This window comes from Pseudoxanthomonas sp. SE1 (assembly GCF_029542205.1).
In the GTDB taxonomy this organism is placed as follows: domain Bacteria; phylum Pseudomonadota; class Gammaproteobacteria; order Xanthomonadales; family Xanthomonadaceae; genus Pseudoxanthomonas_A.
In genome coordinates this window covers 2,080,952-2,101,756 of record NZ_CP113783.1, presented here as the reverse complement: position 1 = coordinate 2,101,756, position 20,805 = coordinate 2,080,952, and the positions used below count along the sequence as shown (strand labels likewise).

25 protein-coding genes are annotated in these 20,805 nt (G+C 61.5%); 5 read left to right on the top strand and 20 right to left on the bottom strand.

Annotated features, from left to right (window positions below):
• Position 1 precedes the first annotated feature (1 nt).
• On the top strand, positions 2-1,321 hold the full coding sequence (locus OY559_RS09910; RefSeq protein ID WP_277729858.1) for a zonular occludens toxin domain-containing protein: 1,320 nt from the start codon (positions 2-4) through the stop codon (positions 1,319-1,321).
• A 19-nt stretch (positions 1,322-1,340) separates the two neighbouring features.
• Here OY559_RS09910 and OY559_RS09905 read toward each other — a convergent pair whose 3' ends face one another.
• The gene (locus OY559_RS09905) at positions 1,341-2,288 is read right to left on the bottom strand and encodes a hypothetical protein (protein WP_277729857.1); all 948 of its coding nucleotides are present in this window, start codon (positions 2,286-2,288) and stop codon (positions 1,341-1,343) included.
• Positions 2,289-2,626: 338 nt separating this feature from the next.
• Positions 2,627-2,959, bottom strand: a complete 333-nt coding sequence (locus OY559_RS09900) for a DUF3653 domain-containing protein (RefSeq protein WP_277729856.1) — start codon at positions 2,957-2,959, stop codon at positions 2,627-2,629.
• 98 nt (positions 2,960-3,057) lie between these two features.
• Between OY559_RS09900 and OY559_RS09895 the strand changes: the two genes are divergently transcribed.
• From OY559_RS09895 to OY559_RS09885, 3 genes are all read left to right on the top strand, one after another.
• Positions 3,058-4,145 (top strand): IS3 family transposase gene (locus OY559_RS09895; protein WP_277727764.1). Its coding sequence is split into 2 segments (ribosomal slippage): positions 3,058-3,310 and positions 3,310-4,145, totalling 1,089 coding nucleotides; the frame shifts between segments, so codons are not numbered across the junction.
• Positions 4,146-4,379: 234 nt separating this feature from the next.
• Positions 4,380-4,679, top strand: a complete 300-nt coding sequence (locus tag OY559_RS09890) for a DUF3653 domain-containing protein (protein WP_277729855.1) — start codon at positions 4,380-4,382, stop codon at positions 4,677-4,679.
• 255 nt (positions 4,680-4,934) lie between these two features.
• Entirely contained in the window at positions 4,935-5,123 is a 189-nt protein-coding gene (locus OY559_RS09885; protein ID WP_277729854.1) for a hypothetical protein, read from the top strand.
• 526 nt (positions 5,124-5,649) lie between these two features.
• Here OY559_RS09885 and OY559_RS09880 read toward each other — a convergent pair.
• From OY559_RS09880 to OY559_RS09840, 9 genes are all read right to left on the bottom strand, one after another.
• Positions 5,650-6,246, bottom strand: a complete 597-nt coding sequence (locus OY559_RS09880; RefSeq protein WP_277729853.1) for a hypothetical protein — start codon at positions 6,244-6,246, stop codon at positions 5,650-5,652.
• Positions 6,247-6,679: 433 nt separating this feature from the next.
• Complete coding sequence (locus OY559_RS09875; RefSeq protein ID WP_277729851.1) at positions 6,680-7,318, bottom strand: TraX family protein; 639 nt, start codon at positions 7,316-7,318, stop codon at positions 6,680-6,682.
• Positions 7,315-8,460, bottom strand: coding sequence for a zonular occludens toxin domain-containing protein (locus OY559_RS09870; RefSeq protein ID WP_277729850.1), 1,146 nt, complete (start codon positions 8,458-8,460; stop codon positions 7,315-7,317). The genes OY559_RS09875 and OY559_RS09870 overlap by 4 nt, the downstream gene beginning before the upstream one ends.
• Complete coding sequence (locus tag OY559_RS09865) at positions 8,457-8,777, bottom strand: DUF2523 family protein (RefSeq protein WP_277729849.1); 321 nt, start codon at positions 8,775-8,777, stop codon at positions 8,457-8,459. Before OY559_RS09865 ends, OY559_RS09870 begins: the two co-directional genes overlap by 4 nt.
• On the bottom strand, positions 8,777-10,246 hold the full coding sequence (locus OY559_RS09860) for a hypothetical protein (RefSeq protein WP_277729848.1): 1,470 nt from the start codon (positions 10,244-10,246) through the stop codon (positions 8,777-8,779). The genes OY559_RS09865 and OY559_RS09860 overlap by 1 nt, the downstream gene beginning before the upstream one ends.
• A gap of 118 nt (positions 10,247-10,364) precedes the next feature.
• Positions 10,365-10,622, bottom strand: a complete 258-nt coding sequence (locus OY559_RS09855; protein WP_277729847.1) for a hypothetical protein — start codon at positions 10,620-10,622, stop codon at positions 10,365-10,367.
• A gap of 20 nt (positions 10,623-10,642) precedes the next feature.
• The gene (locus tag OY559_RS09850; RefSeq protein ID WP_277729846.1) at positions 10,643-10,888 is read right to left on the bottom strand and encodes a hypothetical protein; all 246 of its coding nucleotides are present in this window, start codon (positions 10,886-10,888) and stop codon (positions 10,643-10,645) included.
• A gap of 3 nt (positions 10,889-10,891) precedes the next feature.
• Positions 10,892-11,191, bottom strand: coding sequence for a single-stranded DNA-binding protein (locus OY559_RS09845; RefSeq protein ID WP_277729845.1), 300 nt, complete (start codon positions 11,189-11,191; stop codon positions 10,892-10,894).
• Positions 11,179-12,246 (bottom strand): replication initiation factor domain-containing protein, encoded by a 1,068-nt coding sequence (locus OY559_RS09840; RefSeq protein WP_277729844.1) that lies wholly within the window; start codon positions 12,244-12,246, stop codon positions 11,179-11,181. The genes OY559_RS09845 and OY559_RS09840 overlap by 13 nt, the downstream gene beginning before the upstream one ends.
• Before the next feature lie 50 nt (positions 12,247-12,296).
• Between OY559_RS09840 and OY559_RS09835 the strand changes: the two genes are divergently transcribed.
• A complete protein-coding gene (locus OY559_RS09835) occupies positions 12,297-12,566 on the top strand; it encodes a hypothetical protein (RefSeq protein ID WP_277729843.1) in 270 nt (89 codons plus the stop codon).
• Positions 12,567-12,568: 2 nt separating this feature from the next.
• Here the strand turns inward: OY559_RS09835 and OY559_RS09830 are convergent, their stop codons facing one another.
• From OY559_RS09830 to OY559_RS09790, 9 genes are all read right to left on the bottom strand, one after another.
• Positions 12,569-12,751 (bottom strand): hypothetical protein, encoded by a 183-nt coding sequence (locus OY559_RS09830; RefSeq protein ID WP_277729842.1) that lies wholly within the window; start codon positions 12,749-12,751, stop codon positions 12,569-12,571.
• Entirely contained in the window at positions 12,744-12,947 is a 204-nt protein-coding gene (locus OY559_RS09825; protein WP_277729841.1) for a hypothetical protein, read from the bottom strand. The genes OY559_RS09830 and OY559_RS09825 overlap by 8 nt, the downstream gene beginning before the upstream one ends.
• On the bottom strand, positions 12,944-13,180 hold the full coding sequence (locus OY559_RS09820) for a hypothetical protein (RefSeq protein WP_277729840.1): 237 nt from the start codon (positions 13,178-13,180) through the stop codon (positions 12,944-12,946). Before OY559_RS09820 ends, OY559_RS09825 begins: the two co-directional genes overlap by 4 nt.
• Positions 13,177-13,314, bottom strand: a complete 138-nt coding sequence (locus OY559_RS09815; RefSeq protein ID WP_277729839.1) for a hypothetical protein — start codon at positions 13,312-13,314, stop codon at positions 13,177-13,179. Before OY559_RS09815 ends, OY559_RS09820 begins: the two co-directional genes overlap by 4 nt.
• A gap of 636 nt (positions 13,315-13,950) precedes the next feature.
• On the bottom strand, positions 13,951-16,548 hold the full coding sequence (gene ligD, locus OY559_RS09810; RefSeq protein WP_277729838.1) for a DNA ligase D: 2,598 nt from the start codon (positions 16,546-16,548) through the stop codon (positions 13,951-13,953).
• Between the two features lie 82 nt (positions 16,549-16,630).
• Complete coding sequence (locus OY559_RS09805; protein ID WP_277729837.1) at positions 16,631-17,257, bottom strand: hypothetical protein; 627 nt, start codon at positions 17,255-17,257, stop codon at positions 16,631-16,633.
• Between the two features lie 9 nt (positions 17,258-17,266).
• Entirely contained in the window at positions 17,267-17,614 is a 348-nt protein-coding gene (locus OY559_RS09800) for a CBS domain-containing protein (RefSeq protein WP_277729836.1), read from the bottom strand.
• A gap of 190 nt (positions 17,615-17,804) precedes the next feature.
• Positions 17,805-18,707: a non-homologous end joining protein Ku gene (locus OY559_RS09795; RefSeq protein ID WP_277729835.1), complete on the bottom strand. Its 903-nt coding sequence runs from the start codon at positions 18,705-18,707 to the stop codon at positions 17,805-17,807.
• Between the two features lie 76 nt (positions 18,708-18,783).
• Complete coding sequence (locus tag OY559_RS09790; protein WP_277729834.1) at positions 18,784-20,469, bottom strand: ABC1 kinase family protein; 1,686 nt, start codon at positions 20,467-20,469, stop codon at positions 18,784-18,786.
• Between the last annotated feature and the right edge of the window lie 336 nt (positions 20,470-20,805).

Genomic DNA, 20,805 nt, shown 5'->3' with positions numbered 1-20,805 from the left:
CATGCTCGTTTTCAACGAAGGCGTGCCGCGTGCCGGCAAGAGCTACGACGCGGTAAAGAATCACGTTCTGCCGACCCTCAGGAAGGGCCGGCGCGTGTTCGCCCGACTCAACGGGCTGGATCACGTCAAGATTGCTGAACACCTGAAAATGTCGCTTGCCGACGTACAGGCGCTGTTGGTCGTGGTGGACACCAACGACGTGCGCAAGCTGTTTGCCTGTTACCAGGACGGCAGCGGAAAGTGGTGCATTCCCGACGACTTTAAGGATGCGCTGATCGTCGTAGATGAAGTCCACGAGTTCTACGTCAAGCAGCGACTGCCGCTGCCCGATGCGGAAGAAAACTTCTGGGCGCTGCTGGGTCAGAACGGCGGTGACGCGGTGATCATGACGCAGTGGATCAACCGTGTGCATCAGGCCCTTGTCGCGCGCATCGAGCGCAAGAACGTATTTCAGAAGCTGACGGCGGTCGGGCTTAAGAACCGCTACCGGGTGACGTATTACCACAGCACGTCACCGGGCAAGTTCGAGAAGGTGGGCGGCAAGACGGAAAAGTACGATCCGGCGATATACCCGCTGTACCACGGCTATGCGCCGGGCTCGGATAACACAGAGGTGTACGAGGAGGGCGGCACGACGGTCTGGAAAGCCATGGTCGTCAAGGGCGCACTGTTCGGCGTTGCTGGCCTTGTGGGTGCCTATTTCTTTCTGAGCTTCTTCTTCTCTGCTGGCGGCACGGAGGATGCGCCGCCGCAAGGGGAAGCGACGCAGGTGTTCGACACGGATGGCAGGTTCCTGCGGACTGAGCTCGATGCTCAGAGTACGGCTGCATCGCTGAAGGAGCCGCCTAAAGATGAGTTCGCCGACCTGTCGCCGGATCAGCGCTTCGTCGCCAAGTTGTCCGATCTTGGCCGTGCGCGCCTTGCTGCCCGCGCGGAAGTAGGGGGGCGCATTCGCGGCTGGGTAGAGTGGGTGAACGATTCTGGCGAGACGATGGAACAGATCGAGGTCGCGGCCATCGAGGCGTTGGGCTACACGGCCACCTGGGCGAATTACGGCGTCAAGCTCGTGGCAGGGGATCACGTCATCATCGCCACGCCGTGGCCTCGTGAGATTCGCGTCCGGGAGTCAGACCATACGCTTTACAACCTCAGCTCGCGCGACGGCGCTGCCGGCCTTGCGAGCGGCGCGAGTGAGGCCGGCAGCGCCGACCGCGCAGGCGTCACGATCGACTATGCCCCCGGCCAACGCCCAGACGTGTTCCCACGCAGCCCCGGCTACCAAGCGACGCAAACGTACACTGGTCCGGTATCGTCGCTTTGAAAGTAAGTGGCTGGTGATATCAGTCTAGAAACTCATACGGGTGAGATTCGTCTGTGAGCGCAAATCTGTGCGGAATCGTTGCCTGTAAACGTAGCCCATCGAGCATAGCGCTTAGTGACTCGTCCGATGATATCGAGCGCCCAGAGCCCATGTATGGGTATTCCGAGTGCTTAAAAACATGCACAGCCCCGCTGTAGCTATGCTTCAAACTCTCGCCTGAGTGTCTGTCAGGAAGATCGCTGAAGACCACCACCGCCGGGGGGAGGGCAGCGTGTTCTGGAAGGCGGGAGATATGGTCTATAGATTTTGTTGCGGCACGCAGGCGGCGTACAAGTTCCTCTTGGCTAGCCGCCGGGGCAAGATTGAGGTCTATACAGACAACTCGTGTCCCACCAACCCGTAGCCGCTTTTCCAGCGCGGATGTGAAGAGAGTTCCAAAAGTTCTCCACCTGCGCAGAACGGGGCCAAGATTGTCCGGCTGCTTCATTCGGCATTCGACGATGAAGGTGCGATTTTTCCGCCAGTGGGCCAAGAATTCGCCGTGCTGTGAACTTCCATCTGTTTCGTCTTCCCACTCGATCTCGAACCCACCTCTCAGAAAAGCCGCCGCCATTGCAATTTCTTGCCTGGCTGAAATGAAGCCGGACTTTGTTCGCAGTCTGTCATTGATTCGCTTGATCTCTTGCGGTGATTTGATAAGAGAATCGTTCGCCGTAATGGTAAGAAGGTCGTTTCCTAGACGAAAGAAGGCTGACGCGAATCCGGAGATCGGAAAAAACGAATAGTCGCCTCCCGGCATCACTGGCGCGTTTTTGCGCGCATGATCCAAGTGCGCTTTCCACATAGCAACCGGATGCCGCTCTTGGATCGGCTTTGTCGTCTCTTGTTCGATCCATGCGTTACCAAACCAGTCGCAGACAAAGAACGTTAGAAAATCAGTGAACGTTGCCCCGTCCGGTCCGGCCATGAGTTGGCCCCCGAGTAGCAGGAGCCTTCTTCCCTTGTGGCGCACCACCTTAACTTCTCGTCCCCGGCCAAACAGTCGCCTATCGGCAGCTTCCTGAGCTCGAATTACTGCGAACAGATGTGCACCGACTGAGGCAGAGTCATTTTGATCTAAGATCTTGCCGTGGCAGGCTCGATAGCGGAACCCACTTCCACATGGACATGGACCTAGTCGCCTAGGCTTTTGTTTGAAGGTGATTGGACATGCTGGCTGAAGTTGCATAGTTACCCCCGCGTAGATGATAGCCGGGGTGTAGGGGCAGCGCCCCTACGGTGAAAGCGACTGGAAGGAGCGGGCTCTTATCCCGCGCGGCTGCCGAAGTGGCGGGCCTGCCAGTCGGCGAGTTCTACGACGACGACCTTCACGCACCCCTGCGAAACCTTCGCTTTGGCGTTCCGAGCCCGGGCATTGTCCCGGCGGGCTTCGGCCTCCATTCGCCACATGATCCCGCGCATCCGTTCCGGGCTGATCCGCTGGCCATCTGGGGCAACCAGGTATCGGCCGCGCTGCTTCCAGCCCAGCCAGTCCGCGCGCAGTTCGGTGTGGCCGTGCACAACGCGGTTGTAGTGCGCCAAGGCGCAGGGATTTTGCTTCTGTCCGTCCTGCCAGCACGGGGGCTGATCCATCAACATGCAAATGCCTCCAAAGTGTCCTTTGAAGGGGTAATCCCCCCGCGGATTAGCTGACACCAGAAGTGGAATTTTCTCGTACGCTTTCCCGAGGAGGTTCCATGAAGAAGTCCCGATTCACCGACAGCCAGATCATTGCCGTGCTCAAGCAGGCCGAAGGCGGTACGCCCGTGCCTGAGCTGTGCCGCGAGCACGGCATCAGCTCGGCGACGTTCTACAAGTGGCGCAGCAAGTTCGGCGGCATGGAGGTGTCCATGGTCGCGCGGATGAAGGAGCTGGAGGAAGAGAACCGGCGCCTGAAGAAGATGTACGCCGACGCCCAGCTCAGCGCCGACCTGCTGAAGGAGGCGCTGTCAAAAAAATGGTGAGGCCATCTCAACGCCGGGAGATGGCCCGAACAACGGTCGAAGGCGGACGCACGAACATCCAGCACGCCTGCCGGACATTCGAGGTGAGTCAGACCTGCTACCGGTACCAGGCCAAGGCTTCGGACGAGAACGCCCGGATCGCGGACTGGCTGGTGCGATTGACGACGACGTATCGCGACTGGGGCTTCGGTCTTTGCTTCCTGTACCTGCGCAACGTGAAGGGCCTGGGCTGGAACCACAAGCGGGTGTACCGCATCTACCGGGAGTTGGAATTGAATCTGCGGATCAAGCCAAGGAAGCGACTTGTGCGCGAGAGGCCCGAGGCGCTGGCCGTGCCGGAGTCGATCAACCAGATCTGGTCGATGGACTTCATGCACGACCAGCTGGCCGATGGCCGCAGCTTCCGGTTGTTCAACGTCCTGGACGACTTCAATCGCGAGGGGCTGGCCATCGAGGTGGACTTGTCGCTGCCCTCTGCCCGGGTGATCCGATCGTTGGAACAGATCATCGAATGGCGTGGCAAGCCGCGTGTCATTCGCTGCGATAACGGACCTGAATACATCAGCGGGGCACTGCTGGCGTGGGCGGAACGCAACGGCATCCGGATCGAGCACATCCAGCCGGGCAAGCCACAGCAGAACGCCTACGTTGAACGTTACAACCGCACGGTCCGCTACGCCTGGCTGGCCCGTACCCTGTTCGACACCATCGAGCAGGTGCAGGACAAGGCCACGCGCTGGCTATGGACTTACAACCATGAGCGCCCGAACATGGCGCTCGGCGGCATCACACCAGCCATGAGGCTGGCGATGGCCGCATAGCTCCACTTTTGGCGACTGCTAAAAATGGGGGGATTACCAAGGCTTATCGGCACGGGCAGGGCCTTTCAGGAACCAGCCCACCAGCCGTATCCACCAGCCCAACTCGCCCCACAGGCTATTTCGCATAATGCCTATTATGTCAACGTCGGATTGGGGCTGGTGGTGGCAGCTGCTCCGCTGGTGGCTGGCATGGAAGCTGCGTGGCTCCAAGCTCATCACAGGGAGCTTGACCGCATGCCGCGCACCGTAAACACCACTGCCCCCCGGATCGTGGAGATCCGCACCGACGTACCCAGCCAGTGGACCGGGTGGCGTTTTACCGCCTCAGGATCCTCTCTGGTGTCGCCTGACGGCCAGCATATGACGCCGCACAGGCTCGCCGGGCTTCTCTGGCGGGATTCCATGGAACTTCGACGCGCCGGCCTCAGATCACGCCGGGAAGCCGAAAAGCCGATTCGGCGTGGACCGGTCAAGGTGGTCATTGTTGACCTGGCCGACTGGCACGCCCGGAACGTGGGCAGCCGTGCCGGCTGAATGTTGTGCCCCTACGGGGCGCGCTCGAAGCCTTGCCCGGTAAGCCGGCGCTTCCCCTGTCAAACGGGCTGATACGAGGCTCTTAAGCCCTTAGACCACGATTCCCGACGACTACGGGTGTCTCCCTGCGGTCGCCCTTGCGATGGCTGGACCGTTTGACAGCGCACCGTCTCACCTCGATTCGCTCGCCATGGCGAGCATCCGGAACCAAGCGCCCGGATGCGCGCCATAGCCCACTAACAGCGAGGAATGACCATGTACATCGTCCTGTCACGCCAGAACGCCTTTGAAGAGACCATCGAGGAGTACTACTCCAAGCTGGAGGACGCCCAAGCACACGTGCAGCGGAAGATGGCACAGATAGGCGATTACGCCGACCGGCTACACCCGGAGGCTTTCAAGATCGTGCAGCTGATCGAGACGGTTGGCGGGCCGCAAGAATAGGCACGCTGCCCTGCCCCTCGTACCCGGGGTATGATCGGGTCGGGGGTAACCATGGACCGGAAACGCGAAGAACCTACATTAGGCACGCCTGACCTGGCTGATATGGAGTTCAGGCCACGAAGCTATCGTGGACAACCGGCCAGACGAGGCCCCGACGAGACACACGTGTGGATCAAAGGGGCTATAGCTACAGCCGCCTTTGTGCTGGTCGCAATGGGTCTGATCGAATGGAACGCTAAACGCAGCGCCGCCGCGATGATGGCCGAACTAAGTAGACCGATGACGGAGAAAGAAAGGGCGGCATTCGATGCCGAACTTCGCAAGCTAACAGAGGACTCAGAACGCGACGTTCAGAACGCCGCTCGAACGATTTACATGACTCCGGATACGGAATACGCCGCCCCTGCTCCACTTAAGATTGGAGAGCGCTGCATTCGCGGACGCAGATACGAGAGACTACCAAATGGCTGGCGAGATAGACCCAACGAGCCCTGCCTCTGAAGACGAAGAGTCCGAAGCCCACTCGCTACGCTTCATTCCAAATACTACTGATATAGGCGAGTTCGGCATTGACACTCGCAATCAGGCCTGAGGCAACCCCATCGGACTCGTATAGCTTCGCATTCCGAACATCAAGAACGGCGAAGCATGTATCAGGACTCGATGCAGACAATACGAAATGCATCAGGTCAGTAATGACTTCTGTCTTGGCGCTAGTGAGTTTTTCATCCTTCAAGTAGAGCTTAATTACAAGCTTCTTGTCGCCAAGCTTCAATCCTAGCTCGGGATTAATGATGATCTCGACACCTGAAGACGCATACGTAGAACGTGGGGGATTGAACCAGACGGGCTGCTTCCTACCCCACCATCTCTTATAGCCATCGACGATCGAAGGATACGCCTTTGCCTTCTTGGGATCGACCAAAGACTTAAGTACGTCTGAAACGGCTTTTCTGTCGAGCGCTTTGCGATGAACGTTAATTACATGCTCGCGAAATGCCTTATAGAAATCGAATGCAGGCTCATAATCTGGTCGTTCGCGAACGTGCCTAACCTTAGTGGCTTTCGGGCGCCCAGCTTTAGCAACTACGTCTACAAAATCAGTCAATGAAATTGTGGGCATAAAGCCTCCTGTAAGACGGGCAACGACAGAAGCAGATCAGTAGTGCTAGATGCAAGGCAAGATCAAGTGACGCCTGACGACCACCCCCAGCTGCTACCAGAAAACACGAATATCTCCGAAACGAAAGACCTGGCTTTAAACCGCGTCTGTACAGCAGCGCGGACTCGAGCTGCCACGTCAACTCCACTAGATCCTTCGAAAGTACCGAACACCGTGGTCGTCGGTATTACGACATTACTCTTGTTATCACCGACAACTACCCTCTTTAAACCTAACGCCTGCAAGTCAGCGTAGGCAGTCTCGTAGTCCTTTGAGGATGCGCCCTTCAAATCGAAGGTAACAATAGTGCCATAACTCATCATCATTCCTTCCGAGGGGTCAGGTATGGATAAGTATACCTGCCCGATGCGCTATGGATTAACGAACAACCTACTTAAAAGGCCGCCAAGGAAAGGGCAGCTAGGTGCGCCGGATAGATGACATAGAAAGCCCACGGATGCCGCTGTAGCCGCCAATGGCCGATTGAGGCGAGCGCGATCACCGGAATGGCCAGCAGCGCCCACAGGTTATCGTTGACGAGGTACAGGGCCAGCAGGAAGGCAGCCGGCGCCACCAGTCGACCTGGGCGCGGCTCCCGGAAGTAGAACCAGCAGGCCAGCACCAGCCCCACCCCCATGAACCCGTAGTCGACGAAGACGCCAGCCACCGCCCAGACGAGCAGCACGCCGACAAGGCTGCGTTGCAGGATCAACCACATGACCAGGACCGCCGCGGCGAAGGTAAACAGCACGTTGAGCGGCAGCAACCCGTAAGGAAACGCGATCACGTGGAAGGGCTGCGCGATCACGGCGACGATCCCGAGGCGCGTGGCCACCCGCAGCAGATCCACACCGGGGCGCGCGGTGTTGTAGGCCAGCAGAAAGGCATAGATCGGGAAGACGATCCGCGCCATCTCGCTCAACGCCGGCAGCTGGCGGTCGAACAAGGCAAGGTTGATGTGGTCGCCGAACATGAGCGGCAGCGCGAGCCACTTCAAGAACTCAATGGTTCCGGTCGACAGGCGCAGGGTCATGGCGCGGTGCCCGGGTTGCCGGCTTCGCCCATAGAGCCGACCTTCTTCATATCGCCATCGATCACCGACGCAGCCGGCGCAGGCGCAGGCGCGTTCGCCATCATTGACGGTCCTGAATCGGACTGCGCGCCGCCCTCCCCTCGGCGTTCCTTGTACGGGTTATAGACCGGACCACGACGCGCGAGCGTGCGGCAATCGGCCTGCGAAATATCGTAGGTGGTGCCCTGCTCGGTCAGACACGTGCAGCTGTAGTCCAGGTGCGTACCGTGGGCATCGCCACCGGGGCTGGACGCCATGCAGTACAACTGCGGATCAGCCGTTGGTGCGCGCTCATCGAAGACCTCGGCGGTCCATGGCATCGCAGGGAAGCGCGGTAGGTGCGTTCTGGCGTACTCGCTGGGCGTGCCGAGACTTTTGCGGGGACCGGAGGCACCGCCCACCGCCGGCACCTTCGCTGTCGCTCCGTTACCGGCGGCGGCCGATGCTCCCGCGACGCGATCGCTATCGAACTGGTCGCTCATCCGCCAGAACGTCCATACCGTACCACCCGCAATGGCGACCACCAGCACGCCAGCGGCGTAGTAGTACCAAGGAACGCGCTTCTCCGTGGTGTCCAGCTCGGTAGATTTGTACAAGCCCTGTGGACGCTTGGGCAGACGCGTGCGCTTGAGGATCAGCGGATGCGCTTTCTCGGGGCGCGGCTCATACCGGTCGAAGATCCGCAGGTGCACGAAATTCATGCCGAAACGACGGCGGACGTGCGTGTGCTGCTCGATCAGGTCATGCACGAAGGTGTGCATCTGTTTCGATGGCGACTGACACACGAAGATGAAGTCAATGCCACGGTGCCGATGCTTGGCCAGCTGCTCGACATGGTGCGGCACCTTCACGCCCGGACCGAGCTTAGGCAGCATTTCGTGCTCGTAACACTCATCCACCAGCGCCACGGCGCCATCGGGCAAGAAGTTCGGCCAGTCACGGAACTGTTCCGGCGTCATCGGCAGCAAGCCCGAGCGCTCATAGTCCAGATCACGCACGTTGCAGGCGTACACCACCCTGCCCTGATCCTTGAACTCCAGCGCCTGCAGCAGCGCGTGCAGCGTCTTGCCGTGTCCGGGCTGGCCGGTAAATTGATAGATCACGTGCCCTGCTCCTGACCGATCAGGCCTTCGAGCGCGGTCAACGACGTTGTGATAGTGCGCATGCCTACCCGGGCCACGATGGCGCTGATAATCAGCGTCATGAAGATGTCCACGCCGGTAGCCGCGAGGAACTGGGTGACATTCGGCGGCAGGCCGGTGAACTTGTCCGACACCCAGCTTTTAACGGTCGGCAGCGCGTAGGTGAAGTTCACCCACGTCAAGCCGATACCGGCCATCGCACGCCCCACCAGACTGGTTGCCCCAAGCTTCAGGCCGGTCACGAGCAAACCGGCCAGCTTGACCAGAATCGATTCCATTACACGACACCCCTGCCGGCGACGATGCCGAACGCGATAAAGCCGCCGAGGCCGATCATCACCACACGCACGGCGGCCAAGAAGTCACAGATCCAGTCGTAGCCGTCCAGATCCACGGATCCGAAGATGCCCAGGTCAACGCTGCCGAAGGACGGGCACGAACCGCCGCCGAGAAAGCCACCGTCATCGAGCATGCCCAAGCCGAGCGAGCGCGTCTGATGCGGTTTCTCGGGCTCCTCGCCTTGCCCTTCAGTGCCGGTGCCGGTGACCTTCGTCCAATCCGGCTGGCCGTCTGCGGACTCGCCTTGATTCTTCGCCATCTTCTCGACAGCACACGTCGTGCGCCATTGCTGGAGCAGTGAGGCGTATTCCATGGCGTTGCACTTGTCACCCGTGCAAAGCGGCACCTGAGTACAGCTGCCACCGCTGACGTTGACGTTCTTACGCGTGTTGCAGTCGATGCGCCACTGGATGCGCGCCTGTCCACACATGATCGGGCCACCGGCACAGCTAGGCGGCGACGCACACGAGTCACCGCCGGAGAATGATTCCTTCTCGCTGTCGTTATCAGGATTGTCGTCGTCATCGTCGGCCGTACCGTCGCCGTCCGAATCCTTGCCGCAGGTGCCATCAGCCCGACGTGCTTCACCGGCCGCACACTGCCCCTCACCGGGCAAGCACTGGCCGGACGGCGATTTGACGTTACCCGGCGGGCACTCATTCTCCGCCGGCTTGCAGTGCAGCGCGCCCTGGGCGATGGCACCGGGCGTGCTGGGCGACACAGACACCATGCCGTCGGGGCAAGAATTCTCCGGCCTGCATTGACCGCCCTGCTCAACCTGCCCTTCTGGGCAATCGGGTTGTATGGGCTGACACACGCCCATGTAGCTGTTCCAGACGAAGCCAGCGCCGCATTCCTGCTTGAACTGCTCGTTACTACACATCGCGCCGCTGTAGCTACGCGTAGAGGTTTCATCGTCGCCGTTCTGCATGTAACTGACGACGCAGCCGTTAAAACACTGCTTGGAACCACTTAGCGGGAGAAAGGGCTGAACTGTAGAAGGGCGACCGGCACAGGACTGCTGGCATTGCTGAGAATACGAGTTATATACCTGCCCAGCAGAGCACTCAGCCGTCGAACGCTTGTAGTTACCCCACGCACCGTTGTTGGCAGCGCCGTATCGGTAGCGAGTACGCACTTGCCAGAACGTTCCCGTCCATGTTTCTTGCCTGTCGTCTGTGCCGTTGCACTCAGCTTGCTGATTGCAGTAGTACTGCGCAGACGCGTCCGCCGCCGTGCGAGCGGTTGGCAAGTCAGGACACAGTGCATTAGTGGCCGTTGGTGAAGAACACTGAGAGAAGTCTTGCGCCTTAGCGGCATCCAAGCCCAGCCACGCCAATGCACCCGCCACGATGACAAAGGCAATGCGCCGTGCAACTGCATTAGCGAGGATGCGCCCGAAGTTCATATGGCCTCGTAGCCCAGCCACACGGCGCCGAGGACGCCAACGATGATGATGTAACCGATCATGGGATTCTCCGGTGTAACGAGGGCGGGGCCCCGCCCTCGGTGTTACCGACGCGGGATCAGCGCGCCTTCTTGATCAGGTTGTAGACGACGAAGCCGATGGCGATCAGCACCAGCGTGGTGAGCAGACCGATGATGATGGTCTGCGCGGAGGTCAACTCCGTCTGAGCGCTGCCGCCGATGGACGAGGCGACGGAACCGGACGCCAGCGCCATGGTGCTCGCGCCGAGGGTCGCCATGCCGGTACTCACCTTGGCGGCGGTGGACTTGAACGCCTTGTGCAGACCGGCGTTGAACTTCTTGATGTTGGTACGCATGAAGCAATCTCCGTTGTTGGTCATTGGTTGCGGCCTTCCTGTTGTGTAGCCCGGATGTAGAGGCGCGCGACTACCCCGAGCGTCCAAGTGCCGACGATGGCAAACGCGATTTGCAAACCGTCTTCGGCATTCAGATAGGGAAAAAGAGTGGGCGGGTAGCTGTAGAACGGCGCGGAACACTCGCCGGTGGAGGCATCGAAATCAGCGACCTTGCAGGTCAGGACCAGCGTTTCCGCGACCTGGCTGCCCTCCTCGCCCTGCGACATGGTTTAAGCCTTCACCGGGGCAGGCAGCTGCACACCGGTTTCCTTGAATGCGACCGCCAGCGGCCACAACTTGACGCGCTTCAACTGCGGTTCGCCGTACTGGCTGGTGCCGTAGCTGTCCGGATGCACGAGGTAATCGCCCACCTGATACACGGGGCCAGTTCCGAGACTGACGTTGAAGGTGGTTTCGTACCCACCACCGAGCAAGACGCAAGCGCGCTGCTCACGGAAGATTTGCGGAACACCCTTGATGGTGACCTGACGTTCGATGACACGGTCATCTTTGACCCTCACGATTGACATAGCTGTACCCTTTCAGCGTTGATGGTTTCCCGCACATAGGCGGCGACGTTGGATGCCTTGCACACACGCTTGAACCGCGAGGGCATCCCTTCTCGCAGCACGCATTCCCGCAGGAAACTTTCAAACTGATCACCGAACGCCTCGGCGAGGACGTTCAAGAACGGGCCGCATTGGCGACGACCCCACCGAACGAGCGCAGCGCCGGTATGCTCCACAGCGCGCTTGGTGTACTCGACCGCGCACGCGATGCCATCACCGATACCGGCAAGCAGCATGTGGATGTACTCATAGGACCCGCGCAGATACTTCATCGGGTCCGTGAGGATGTCGGCCGGAATCTCCTGATGCTTACCGTACAGGCGCGCTTCGTACCGCACCCACGGCGACTCGGCGACGCCTAGCTGCTTTCCCTTTTCGTAGATGCACAGCTGCTTGTGACCCTTGGAGCCGACGTAGAGCGTGGATCCACTGCCACTTTGATGATCGTCGAGGAACTTTGTTTTGGGCGGTGTGCCGCCACTGGCGAACAGCATGCAGCCGCCGTGTTCCGTGAGGCTGGCACGGGCGCGAGCTTCATGTTCTCGCACGGTGCCAAATACACCGTCGTAATCGTCATAGGCTGCATCACAGCGAGAAATGCGACCACCGAGCGCTTCGATCTGCATGCGGACGGCGTGCCAGTTGCGGATGTAGGCGCAGGCAGTGCCGGACAGGCTGATACAGACGGTATCGCCGTTGCCTTCGGTGCCGATGCGGCCAACGAGTTCGCCGTTGCCGTCGACCAGCACGGCGCTGGAGCGGTAGAACTGCCAGCGCTTCGCATGCAACTCCCCTGCCCTCACGTCCGAGGGCTGCAATCCGAAGATGCCAGGCAGGAACAAGGACACGCGGGTGAGACCGCGTTCGACAAGGCGGTCAGAACTGAAAACAACGGTCAAAAAGTCCACCCGTGCGCCGTGCTGGGGGACCGGCTTGGACTTTTGGCCCGTGTTACTCCCCGGGCCAGTCGCACCGCTTACCACCGCATTTTCCGGGGAAAAGGTCGCTTCACGCATTTGCGGCCTCCTGTACGATCAGCAGTCCATCCGACAAGGAGTCCACAGCAATGAAGCCCCCTGCCCTGAATGCCGAACACTTGGGCGCCGTAGTCGACGCGCTGGCCACCACGAATGCACTCATGTTCATGAGCCTTGCCTCCCAAGAGGAAAGCGATGCTGTGCTTGGATTACTTGAGAAGATGGAGCACGCGTTCGATCAAGGCTCTGGTCTGGACCAGCTTCGGGGCATGGTGATGCACGCGACGGTGAAGGCGATGCGCGACATGCAGTCATTACGCGAAGGCAAACTCCCAGTTGGCGGCGCACGAACTCAGTGATGTCATTTGCCACGGAGTGAGCCCTCCGCAGCGGCACGCGCGATGGGCCACCAATCGCCCAGGCGGATATCCTCGCCGTCAACGGTGATGATGACGTCCACCAGATCGAAGCTCTCAATGCGGGGCGTGTAGCGCGGCTGCAAAACGCGCGGCGGACGCGGGACGGGGGCGCGGGACTCACGCACGAATCACCCCCTTGGCGCGGCGGCGTGCGAGGCGACGGGCGCGGCGACGGCGCCACTGGAACCTGTCCCACATAACGAACAGATCCCAGCACAGGAATGCACCCATGAAGCCGCCAAAGAGCAGCGACACAGCGAGCGCTTGGATCAGCACATCCCAATGTTCGGCGGTGACGGTAAAGCAGACCGGGGCGATCATGCGCGCTCTCCCGCTTGGCGGGCTTCGCGTGCACGCTGATGCTGGCGCACCACTTCGCGAATGAACGCGGCATGCGCGCGGCGCTGGGTGTACTGGTAGTCCGAAACGATTGACCAGCACCAGAGTGCGCCGTAGGCCACCAAAGTGATAGCGCCGGCAACGCCGACAATGAAGAGGTCCACACCACCCGCAACGAGCAGGACGCAGCCTACGAGAATGAGAAGAACGGTCATGCGACGACCTTCCGCACGATGACCTTGAAACCCTTGGGATCGATGCTGTGCGCGCAGCGGCACGCGGTCTGGTAGCTGGCGAACGTTGCGATTACGGCCCACTCGCCGCCGCAGTTCTGCAGAACATTGAACATGTTGGTGCCCCCTGCCCTAGCGCCCTAGACCCCGGTCACCCCAGCTAGGGCGCTGGGGGCCGGGTGGTCCGGGGAGGCCGGGCCAATGTCGAGTAGAACTCGACAGGCACCGTTGTAAAGTAGAACTCGACTCCCTGTCAAGCACAACTCGACATGAAAGCGATAAACGGTTTGATCGACCAAGCAGCAGCCAAATGCACTCCGGCCAACGACTCCACGCTGGCGAAGCGCATGCACGTGAGCAGGTCAGCAGTGAGCCTCTGGAGGCGAGGCGGTGCGATCAAGGAAGCACACTTGACAGCACTCATAGTCCTTGCGGACGTGGACGAAGTCGTCGCGCTCCAGGTGCTTGCCGAACAGGCAGAAACGAAGCACGGCAAGGGCGTATGGTCCACCCTGCTAAACCGTCTAGGGACAGCGGCAGCGATTGCGTTATGCGCAGTCGGTTTCTCAGGCGCGCTGCCCGGGAAGGCCTATGCCGTAAGCCTTTCAAAGTCGGAGATCTCCGACGTACGCGGGTCAATGCCTATTATGTCAAATAGGATTCCCGGAACTCGGCATGCGTCGGCAACACCAATTGATGTCACTTTGCCGAAGATCGCGCCCCTCGTTGATCTGGAAGGGATTTTGTTCGCGTCATCTACTCTTGCGCTGCTTCCCTCGCGCTTTGGGGGCCATGGTGTCGATCAGGCGCGTTGCGCCATCCAAGTCCTGTCTGACCTTCGTCCATGCACCCCACGGATGGGCCTTCATGCGTTCCATGCGGCGACGCGCCGACACCAGGGCATAGGCATCGCCTGCCTTCACCCGCCCCAGCTCGCTCCAGCGCAACGGCATGGCCACGGGCGCACCCGGCCTGGCGCGCAACGAGAACGAGGCGACGCTGGTGGCACCGCGGCCGTTGCGCAGGTAGTCGATGAAGATGCGGCCCTTGCGGAATTTCTTGCTGGCCGTCGCAACGTACGCCAGCGGTTCCGATGCGGCCATGGATTCGGCGAAGGCATGCGCGAACGGCTTCACCTGCGTCCATGGGCATGCCGGTTTCAGCGGCACCACCACATGCAGTCCCTTGCCGCCTGATGTCCGCACGAACGAATCCAGTCCCATCGCTTCCAGCCGCTCACGCACCTGCCGCGCAGCTTCCACCACCTGAGGCCATGCGACATCCGGACCGGGATCCAGGTCGAAGACCATGTAGTCAGCCTTGTCGGGCGAGGCCGCGGTGGCACCCCACGGATGGAATTCCAGCGCATTGAACTGGACCATCTCGAGCAGCCCGGTTCCCTCCTCCACCACCAGATAGTCCGCGCGCTCGCCGCTCTCTTCCTCGATGCTGACGGCGCCCACATGCTCCATGCCGGCCGTGTGGTGCTTCTGGAAGAAGCACGGCCGATCCGCGCCCTGGGGGCAACGCACCACCGACAGCGGCCGACTTACCACCTCGGGCAGCAGCCAGGGCAGCATCGCCTGGTAGTAATCGAACACTTGCGCCTTGGTGATGCCACCTTCCGCGAACACCACCCGACCAGGACTGCTCAACGTCACCGCGGAAGCCGAACGCTTCTTCTTTTTCTCCGTTGTTGAGGGCTGCGACTTCTCTGTTAGGTTGCGCATTCCAGCCTCCTGCAAATCGTCTGCCGTCTTGTCCGCGCGGATGGTTTTCAGCGACGACTGCCGCAACAGCCCCTGGCTGCCCCAGCCATGGAAGAACACTTCCGCCACGTGTCGCGGCCGCACCCATCGGGCTTGGCGCAGCTCGGGATCATCCACCGCGATGTGCACCATGGGCTTGGCACGCGCATTCCGGCCGAGCTTGGTCGACAGGTCCGCCAGCAGCTGCGCATTGAAGCCGGTACCTACGCGACCCACGTAGCGCCATCCATGCTCGGGATCCGGTGTGGCAAGCAACAGGGCGCCCAGACCCGCGCGGCTTCCCTTGGGCGGGGTGAAGCCGACGATGGCGAACTCCTCCGCGTTGCGCTGCTTGATCTTGCGCCAGGCATCGCCACGACCGCCGTGGTAGGACGCACCCGCACGCTTGGAGATGATGCCTTCCAGGCCGCGTTCGATGGCCATGGCCAGGGCCTGCTCGCCACGGCCGATGATGTGCGAGCTGTAGATCAGGTGCGGCGGCGGCTTCTTCAGGATCTCCGCCAGCAGCGCCTTGCGCTGGTACTGGGGACTGCGCGACAGATCCACGCCGTCGATCTGCAGCACATCGAACAGCAGATAGGACAGCACGGCATTGCGCTCGCCGGACAGCACGGCCTGCAGCAGGCTGAAGTCTTCCTGGCGCCCTGCCCCTGCCACCAGTTCGCCATCGAGCACGGCGTCCTGCAGCCCAAGTGCCTCGAGCGCGCCGACAATCTCCGGCACCTTCTTCGTCCACTCCAGTTCATTGCGCGACCACAGACGCACTTTGCCGCGGTTGATCTGCGCGATGAGGCGATAGCCATCCCATTTCGCCTCATGCAGCCACTCGTCGCCCACTGGCACGGTAGCGGTCAGCTTGGCGAGCTGGGGCGAACGGAATGACGGCGGATCGTCCGTCGCCCTGGCACCCTGCAGCTTGGCGGCGCGTGCGCCCCAGGGGTCGGAGCGTTTCGGCGACCTGCGCGAGGACGAAGGCGCCTTTGGCGCCTTTGACGCCTTTGCCACCTTTGCCGCGTTTGCCGCGTTTCCCGCCCTGGGCCGCGCAGGTTTCGCCGGCGCACGGATAACATCCTCCAGCAGGTCGTCTGCCTCCTGCTTGCTGGCATAGCGGTCACGCTCCTTGAAGAGTAGCCATTGCGGCGTGCCCGCAGGCTTCTGCGTCCGCACGAGATGCCAACCGCCTTTCAGCTTGTCGCCGAACATCTCGAAACGCAGATGGCCCTTGGCAAGCTGTTCCTCCGGATTGCCCTCGGTAGTCCAGATGCCCTTGTCGAATGTCGCCACGTGACCGCCGCCATACTCGCCCTTCGGTATTTCGCCCTGGAAATCGGCATAGTCGACGGGGTGGTCTTCCACTTCCGCCGCCAGGCGCTTGACCGCCGGATCCAGGCTCGGGCCCTTGGGGACCGCCCAGCTCTTCAGCGTGTCTCCAACCTGCAGCCGGAAATCGTAATGACGATGGCTGGCGTGATGCAGCTGCACGACGAAGATGGGGCGGCGCCCGCGTGGCAGGCGGCTGCCTGGCGCAGGCTCGGGCGTGCTGTCAAAACGGCGCTTGCGCCGATATTCCACCAGGCTCATCACCGCCTCCTTCAACGTTCCCTTTTATGCGACTCGGGTCGTCAACGCGATGTGCATGCGCGTGCATGTGCCGTCTTCCCGCTCAGGGAGGCAGCAGGCTGCTGCGCCGATGCCATTCCCGCAACGCGCCCGACACGACGTCGGAGAACTCGACCTCCAACTCACGACAGGCATCGAGGCAGTCGCGGATGGCTGCCAGTGGCGTGCGCTCCACCTGCCAGGGCCAGAATTCGATGGGGCCCCATTTCGCCACCGCCGCCTGCTCCATTGCCGCCAGTCGCCACCGCTCGGCGAACAGACGCTCCCGGGCCCAGGTCCGCAGACTTGCGTGCACGGTGAACCCTTGGCGGATGAAGTCGTCGCGCGCCGCTTCCAGTGCGGCCTGCGCTCCGCGCAGCCATTCGGTATGGCCCGCCGCTCGACGCGGCACGAGCAGCGGCGGCGGCGCGGTGTGTGCATGCAGGCGCCTGCGCCACGAGGTTTCCCACTGCCTCGCCTCCCGCACGGAGTCCGCACGCACCAGCCAGCCACGCTCCAAGTCAAAGAACTCGAAGTAGCGAGGTGCGAAGGCGGACAGCCGGGCGAACGGCTCCTTCGACATGCCGAGCTTGGCGTAGTCCTCGTAGGCGCACGGGAACACGTAGAGGAACGCACCGCCCGACGCACCGGTGCCCACGCCATCCAACGGGACGATCGTCCGTCCGGCCATGGTGCGGCGTCAGCGGCGGACCAGGATGCCGACCAGCTTTCCGTCGTGGTCCACCACGGGAAGCCTGTTCGACGCCAGCATCGCCATTCGCAAGAGAACGTCAACAACGTCTTCGTCGTCGATGCAGTAGATCGCCCTGGATGTCATGACGTCACGGACGCAGGTGGATGCACTCCGACCCTCAGCGACGACATTCAGAGCGATGTCGCGATCACTTACCATACCGGCCAGCCGACCTTCGTCAACCACGGGCAGACTGGCGATGTCGTTCTCGGCCATCAGGATGGCGGCCTGCTGCGCGGTGTCATCCGGGGATGCCACGCAAGCATCCGGATTCATGGCATCACGCACCTTCATGCGAACCGTCCTTCGTTTCCTTGGCCATGGTCTTGACGCATCCGTCGATGCGTCGGGACGCGACAACCCACGGCAACGCCACCAGTGATGCAGACGAGAACCGGTAGCGGCTAGTCGCTGACCTGGCGTTCCCGGCCATCGCTACCCGGGCAAAGCGCATGGATTCCCAGCCTGCGTGCATCACTGGCGCCTACTTCGCCGCCGCCCGCTTCGTCGCCCGCTTGGCGGGAGCCTTCTTCTTTGCAGCCTTGCCGGTCGGCACCTTGCGCGTGGCGGTCTTCTTCGCTGGCGTCCTGCTCTTGCTGTCCAGGCTCTTCTGCAACAGCGCCATGAAGTCCACGACGTTGGTCGCCGCGTCTTCGTGTTCAACCGGCGCATCGACGAACTTCGTAGTCGCGCCCTTCGCCTTGATGCGCTTCTTGATGATCGCCTCCAGGCGCTTGCGGAATTCGTCCTGATAGGACTCCGGCGCCCATTCTGCCTCCATGGACTGCATCAGGCTCTTCGCCATGTCCACTTCCTTGGCCGTGATGCGGTAGTCGGCGGCCTTGCCGGAGGGCAGCTTGTACTCTTCCGGATCGACCAGTTCCTGAGGGTAGCGCAGCATCATCAGCACAAGCGCGTCGCCTTCGGGGATGACCGCGCACAGGTATTCGCGCGTTCGAATGACCACGCGGGCCACACCGATCTTCTTCGTGCTCTTCAATGTTTCGCGCAACAGCACGTATCCCTTCTCGGCCTTCTTGCCAGGGACGAGGATGTAGGGTTTCTCGTAGAAACGGATACCGATGCTGTCGGCATCGACGAAGGCTTCCACGTCCACGGACTCGTGCGTCTCCGGGGCCGCGGACTGGATATCCTCCTTCTCGACGACCACGTAACTGCCCTTGTCGTATTCGAAGGCCTTGACGATGTCCTTCCAGGGCACCTCCTCGCCGGTCTCCGCATTCACCCGCTCGAAACGGATGGGCTTCCTGTCGCGCGAGTCCAGCATGCGGAAACTGATGTCCACCTTCCGTTCGCCCGACATCAACGACACCGGGATGTTCAACAGGCCGAAAGACAGGGTTCCGGTCCAGATGGGACGTGGCATGGCGACACCTTGGGCGCTAAGGCTGAGGCCTGATCTTCATGCGTGCGCGGGCAAGACCATGTGAAGCGCGATGGCGCTACCGTGGCCCGGCCTCTTCCCGCTTGCGCGCACGGTGATCGCTCAGCAGCGAACTGATAACGATCCCGCACCCCAGCATCACGCCCACGAGGAACAACACTAACGCCACCACGGGATATCCCCACACCGTGTGCGGGGTGGAAACGCGCATCATCAGCGACGAGGCCATGATGAGTGCTGCGGTGATGACCCCGACCGAAATGCGGTTCGCGATCTTCTGCAGGTTCTCCATCAACCGCGACTCCTCCAACCCGGTGACGCGCATCTGCAGGCGGTTCTCAGCGACGAGCGACAGGATGTCGGATACCTTGCGCGGTCCGTCGCGCATCAGCGCCTGCACCTCCATCATCTCGCTGGCCAGGTTGGGCGAGGACAGGGACTTGCGCAGGCGCGCACGCATCACGTGCTGCAACTGGTCTTCCACCAGCCGCTGCGTGTCCAGCCCGGGGGCCAATGCATGGCATACGGTATCCAGATTCAACAGCGTCTTGCCCAGCAAGCTCAGTTCCGGCGCAGTACGCAGACCGCACTGCGTCGCGATGCGGACCAGTTCCAGGACGACACGACCCTCCGACATCGAGGCCTGGTGCGCGCTGTACCGCGAGATCAACTGCCCTACCTCGCGCAGGTAGCGCGGCTCGTCGTAGTCATCAAGGCGGACGCCCAGCGAGATGCTCTCCTCGGCGACCTGCTCGCCCCTGCCGTCCACGGCGGCGAACAGCAGCTTCAACAGGCGGTCGCGCTGACGCGGAGGCACATTGGCCACCATGCCCAGGTCGAATATCGCCAAGCGTCCGTCATCGGTGACGCGCAGGTTGCCGGGATGCGGATCGGCGTGGATCTCGCCATGCACGAAGATCTGGTCCAGGTAGCCGCGCAGCAGTTCCTCGGCCAAGGGCGTCATCGACTCCTCGGTGCGGCGCAACCCGGTGATCTGGTCGACCCGCGTGCCCTGGGCCAGTTCCATGGTCAGCACACGCTTGCTGGTGTAGTCCCAGATCGGCGCGGGCACCCACAGCCGTTGGAATGGCAGCAGGTGCTGGCGGAACCGCTCAAGGTTCTCCGCCTCGGCCACGTAGTCCAGTTCCGCCATCAGCGAACGCGAGAATTCCGCCAGCCACTCGGAGAAGCGCACGTGCCTGCCAAGCTCGGTCATGCGGTCCGCGGCGTCGGTGACACCGCGAAGCAGTTCCAGGTCACTCAGTAATTGTTGTGCCACGCCCGGCCGCTGGACCTTGACCGCGACCTCGCGCCCGTCGCGCAAGGTCGCGCGGTGCACCTGCGCAAGCGACGCGCATCCCAACGGTGTTTCATCGAAGGACTCGAAAGCCTTGCCGATCCGCACGCCCAGCGCATCCTCGACCTGTTCACGCACCAAGTTGTAAGGAATCGGCGCGACGTCTTCCTGCATCCTCTCCAAGGCGACGGCGTACGCAGGTGGCACGAGGTCGGGGCGCGTGGAGAGCATCTGGCCCAGCTTCACGAAGGTCGGACCCATCGCCTCCAGTTCGTCGGCGAAACGCTCCGGACTGCCTTCGTCGGTCACATCCTCCTGTTCGAGGCTCGCGTCCAACGCCAGTCCGTTGAAAACCCCGGATTTCCGGTATCGGAACAGGAACCGCAGAATGGTGGCGCGACGTGCCAGACGGCCGGTCTGCGGAGTCGATTCTGTCTCACTGCTCATGCCGAACCTCAATGATGCTGTTCCGGATTGTGATGATCGAGGTAGTGAGCTTGTCGTGAACGAACACGCGGCACGATCACGGTCCGATAACCACTAGGGAGTGCTCAATGCGTATACGCCCGTTCCGGGCTCTAACGAATGCAGGTTTCCAGATGAACCGGACCCCCGCGCATCGCGATAACGCTCACAGCGACAGCACCAAGGCGGACACACCCGACAAGCACAGGAACGAAAAGGCACGCTGGAAGGATCACGATCAACTCCAGGATCGCGACAGCCCAAAACCCGATCCGGAACGGGACTACCCCGGGGCACGCGACGCAGTACCGCGTTGAG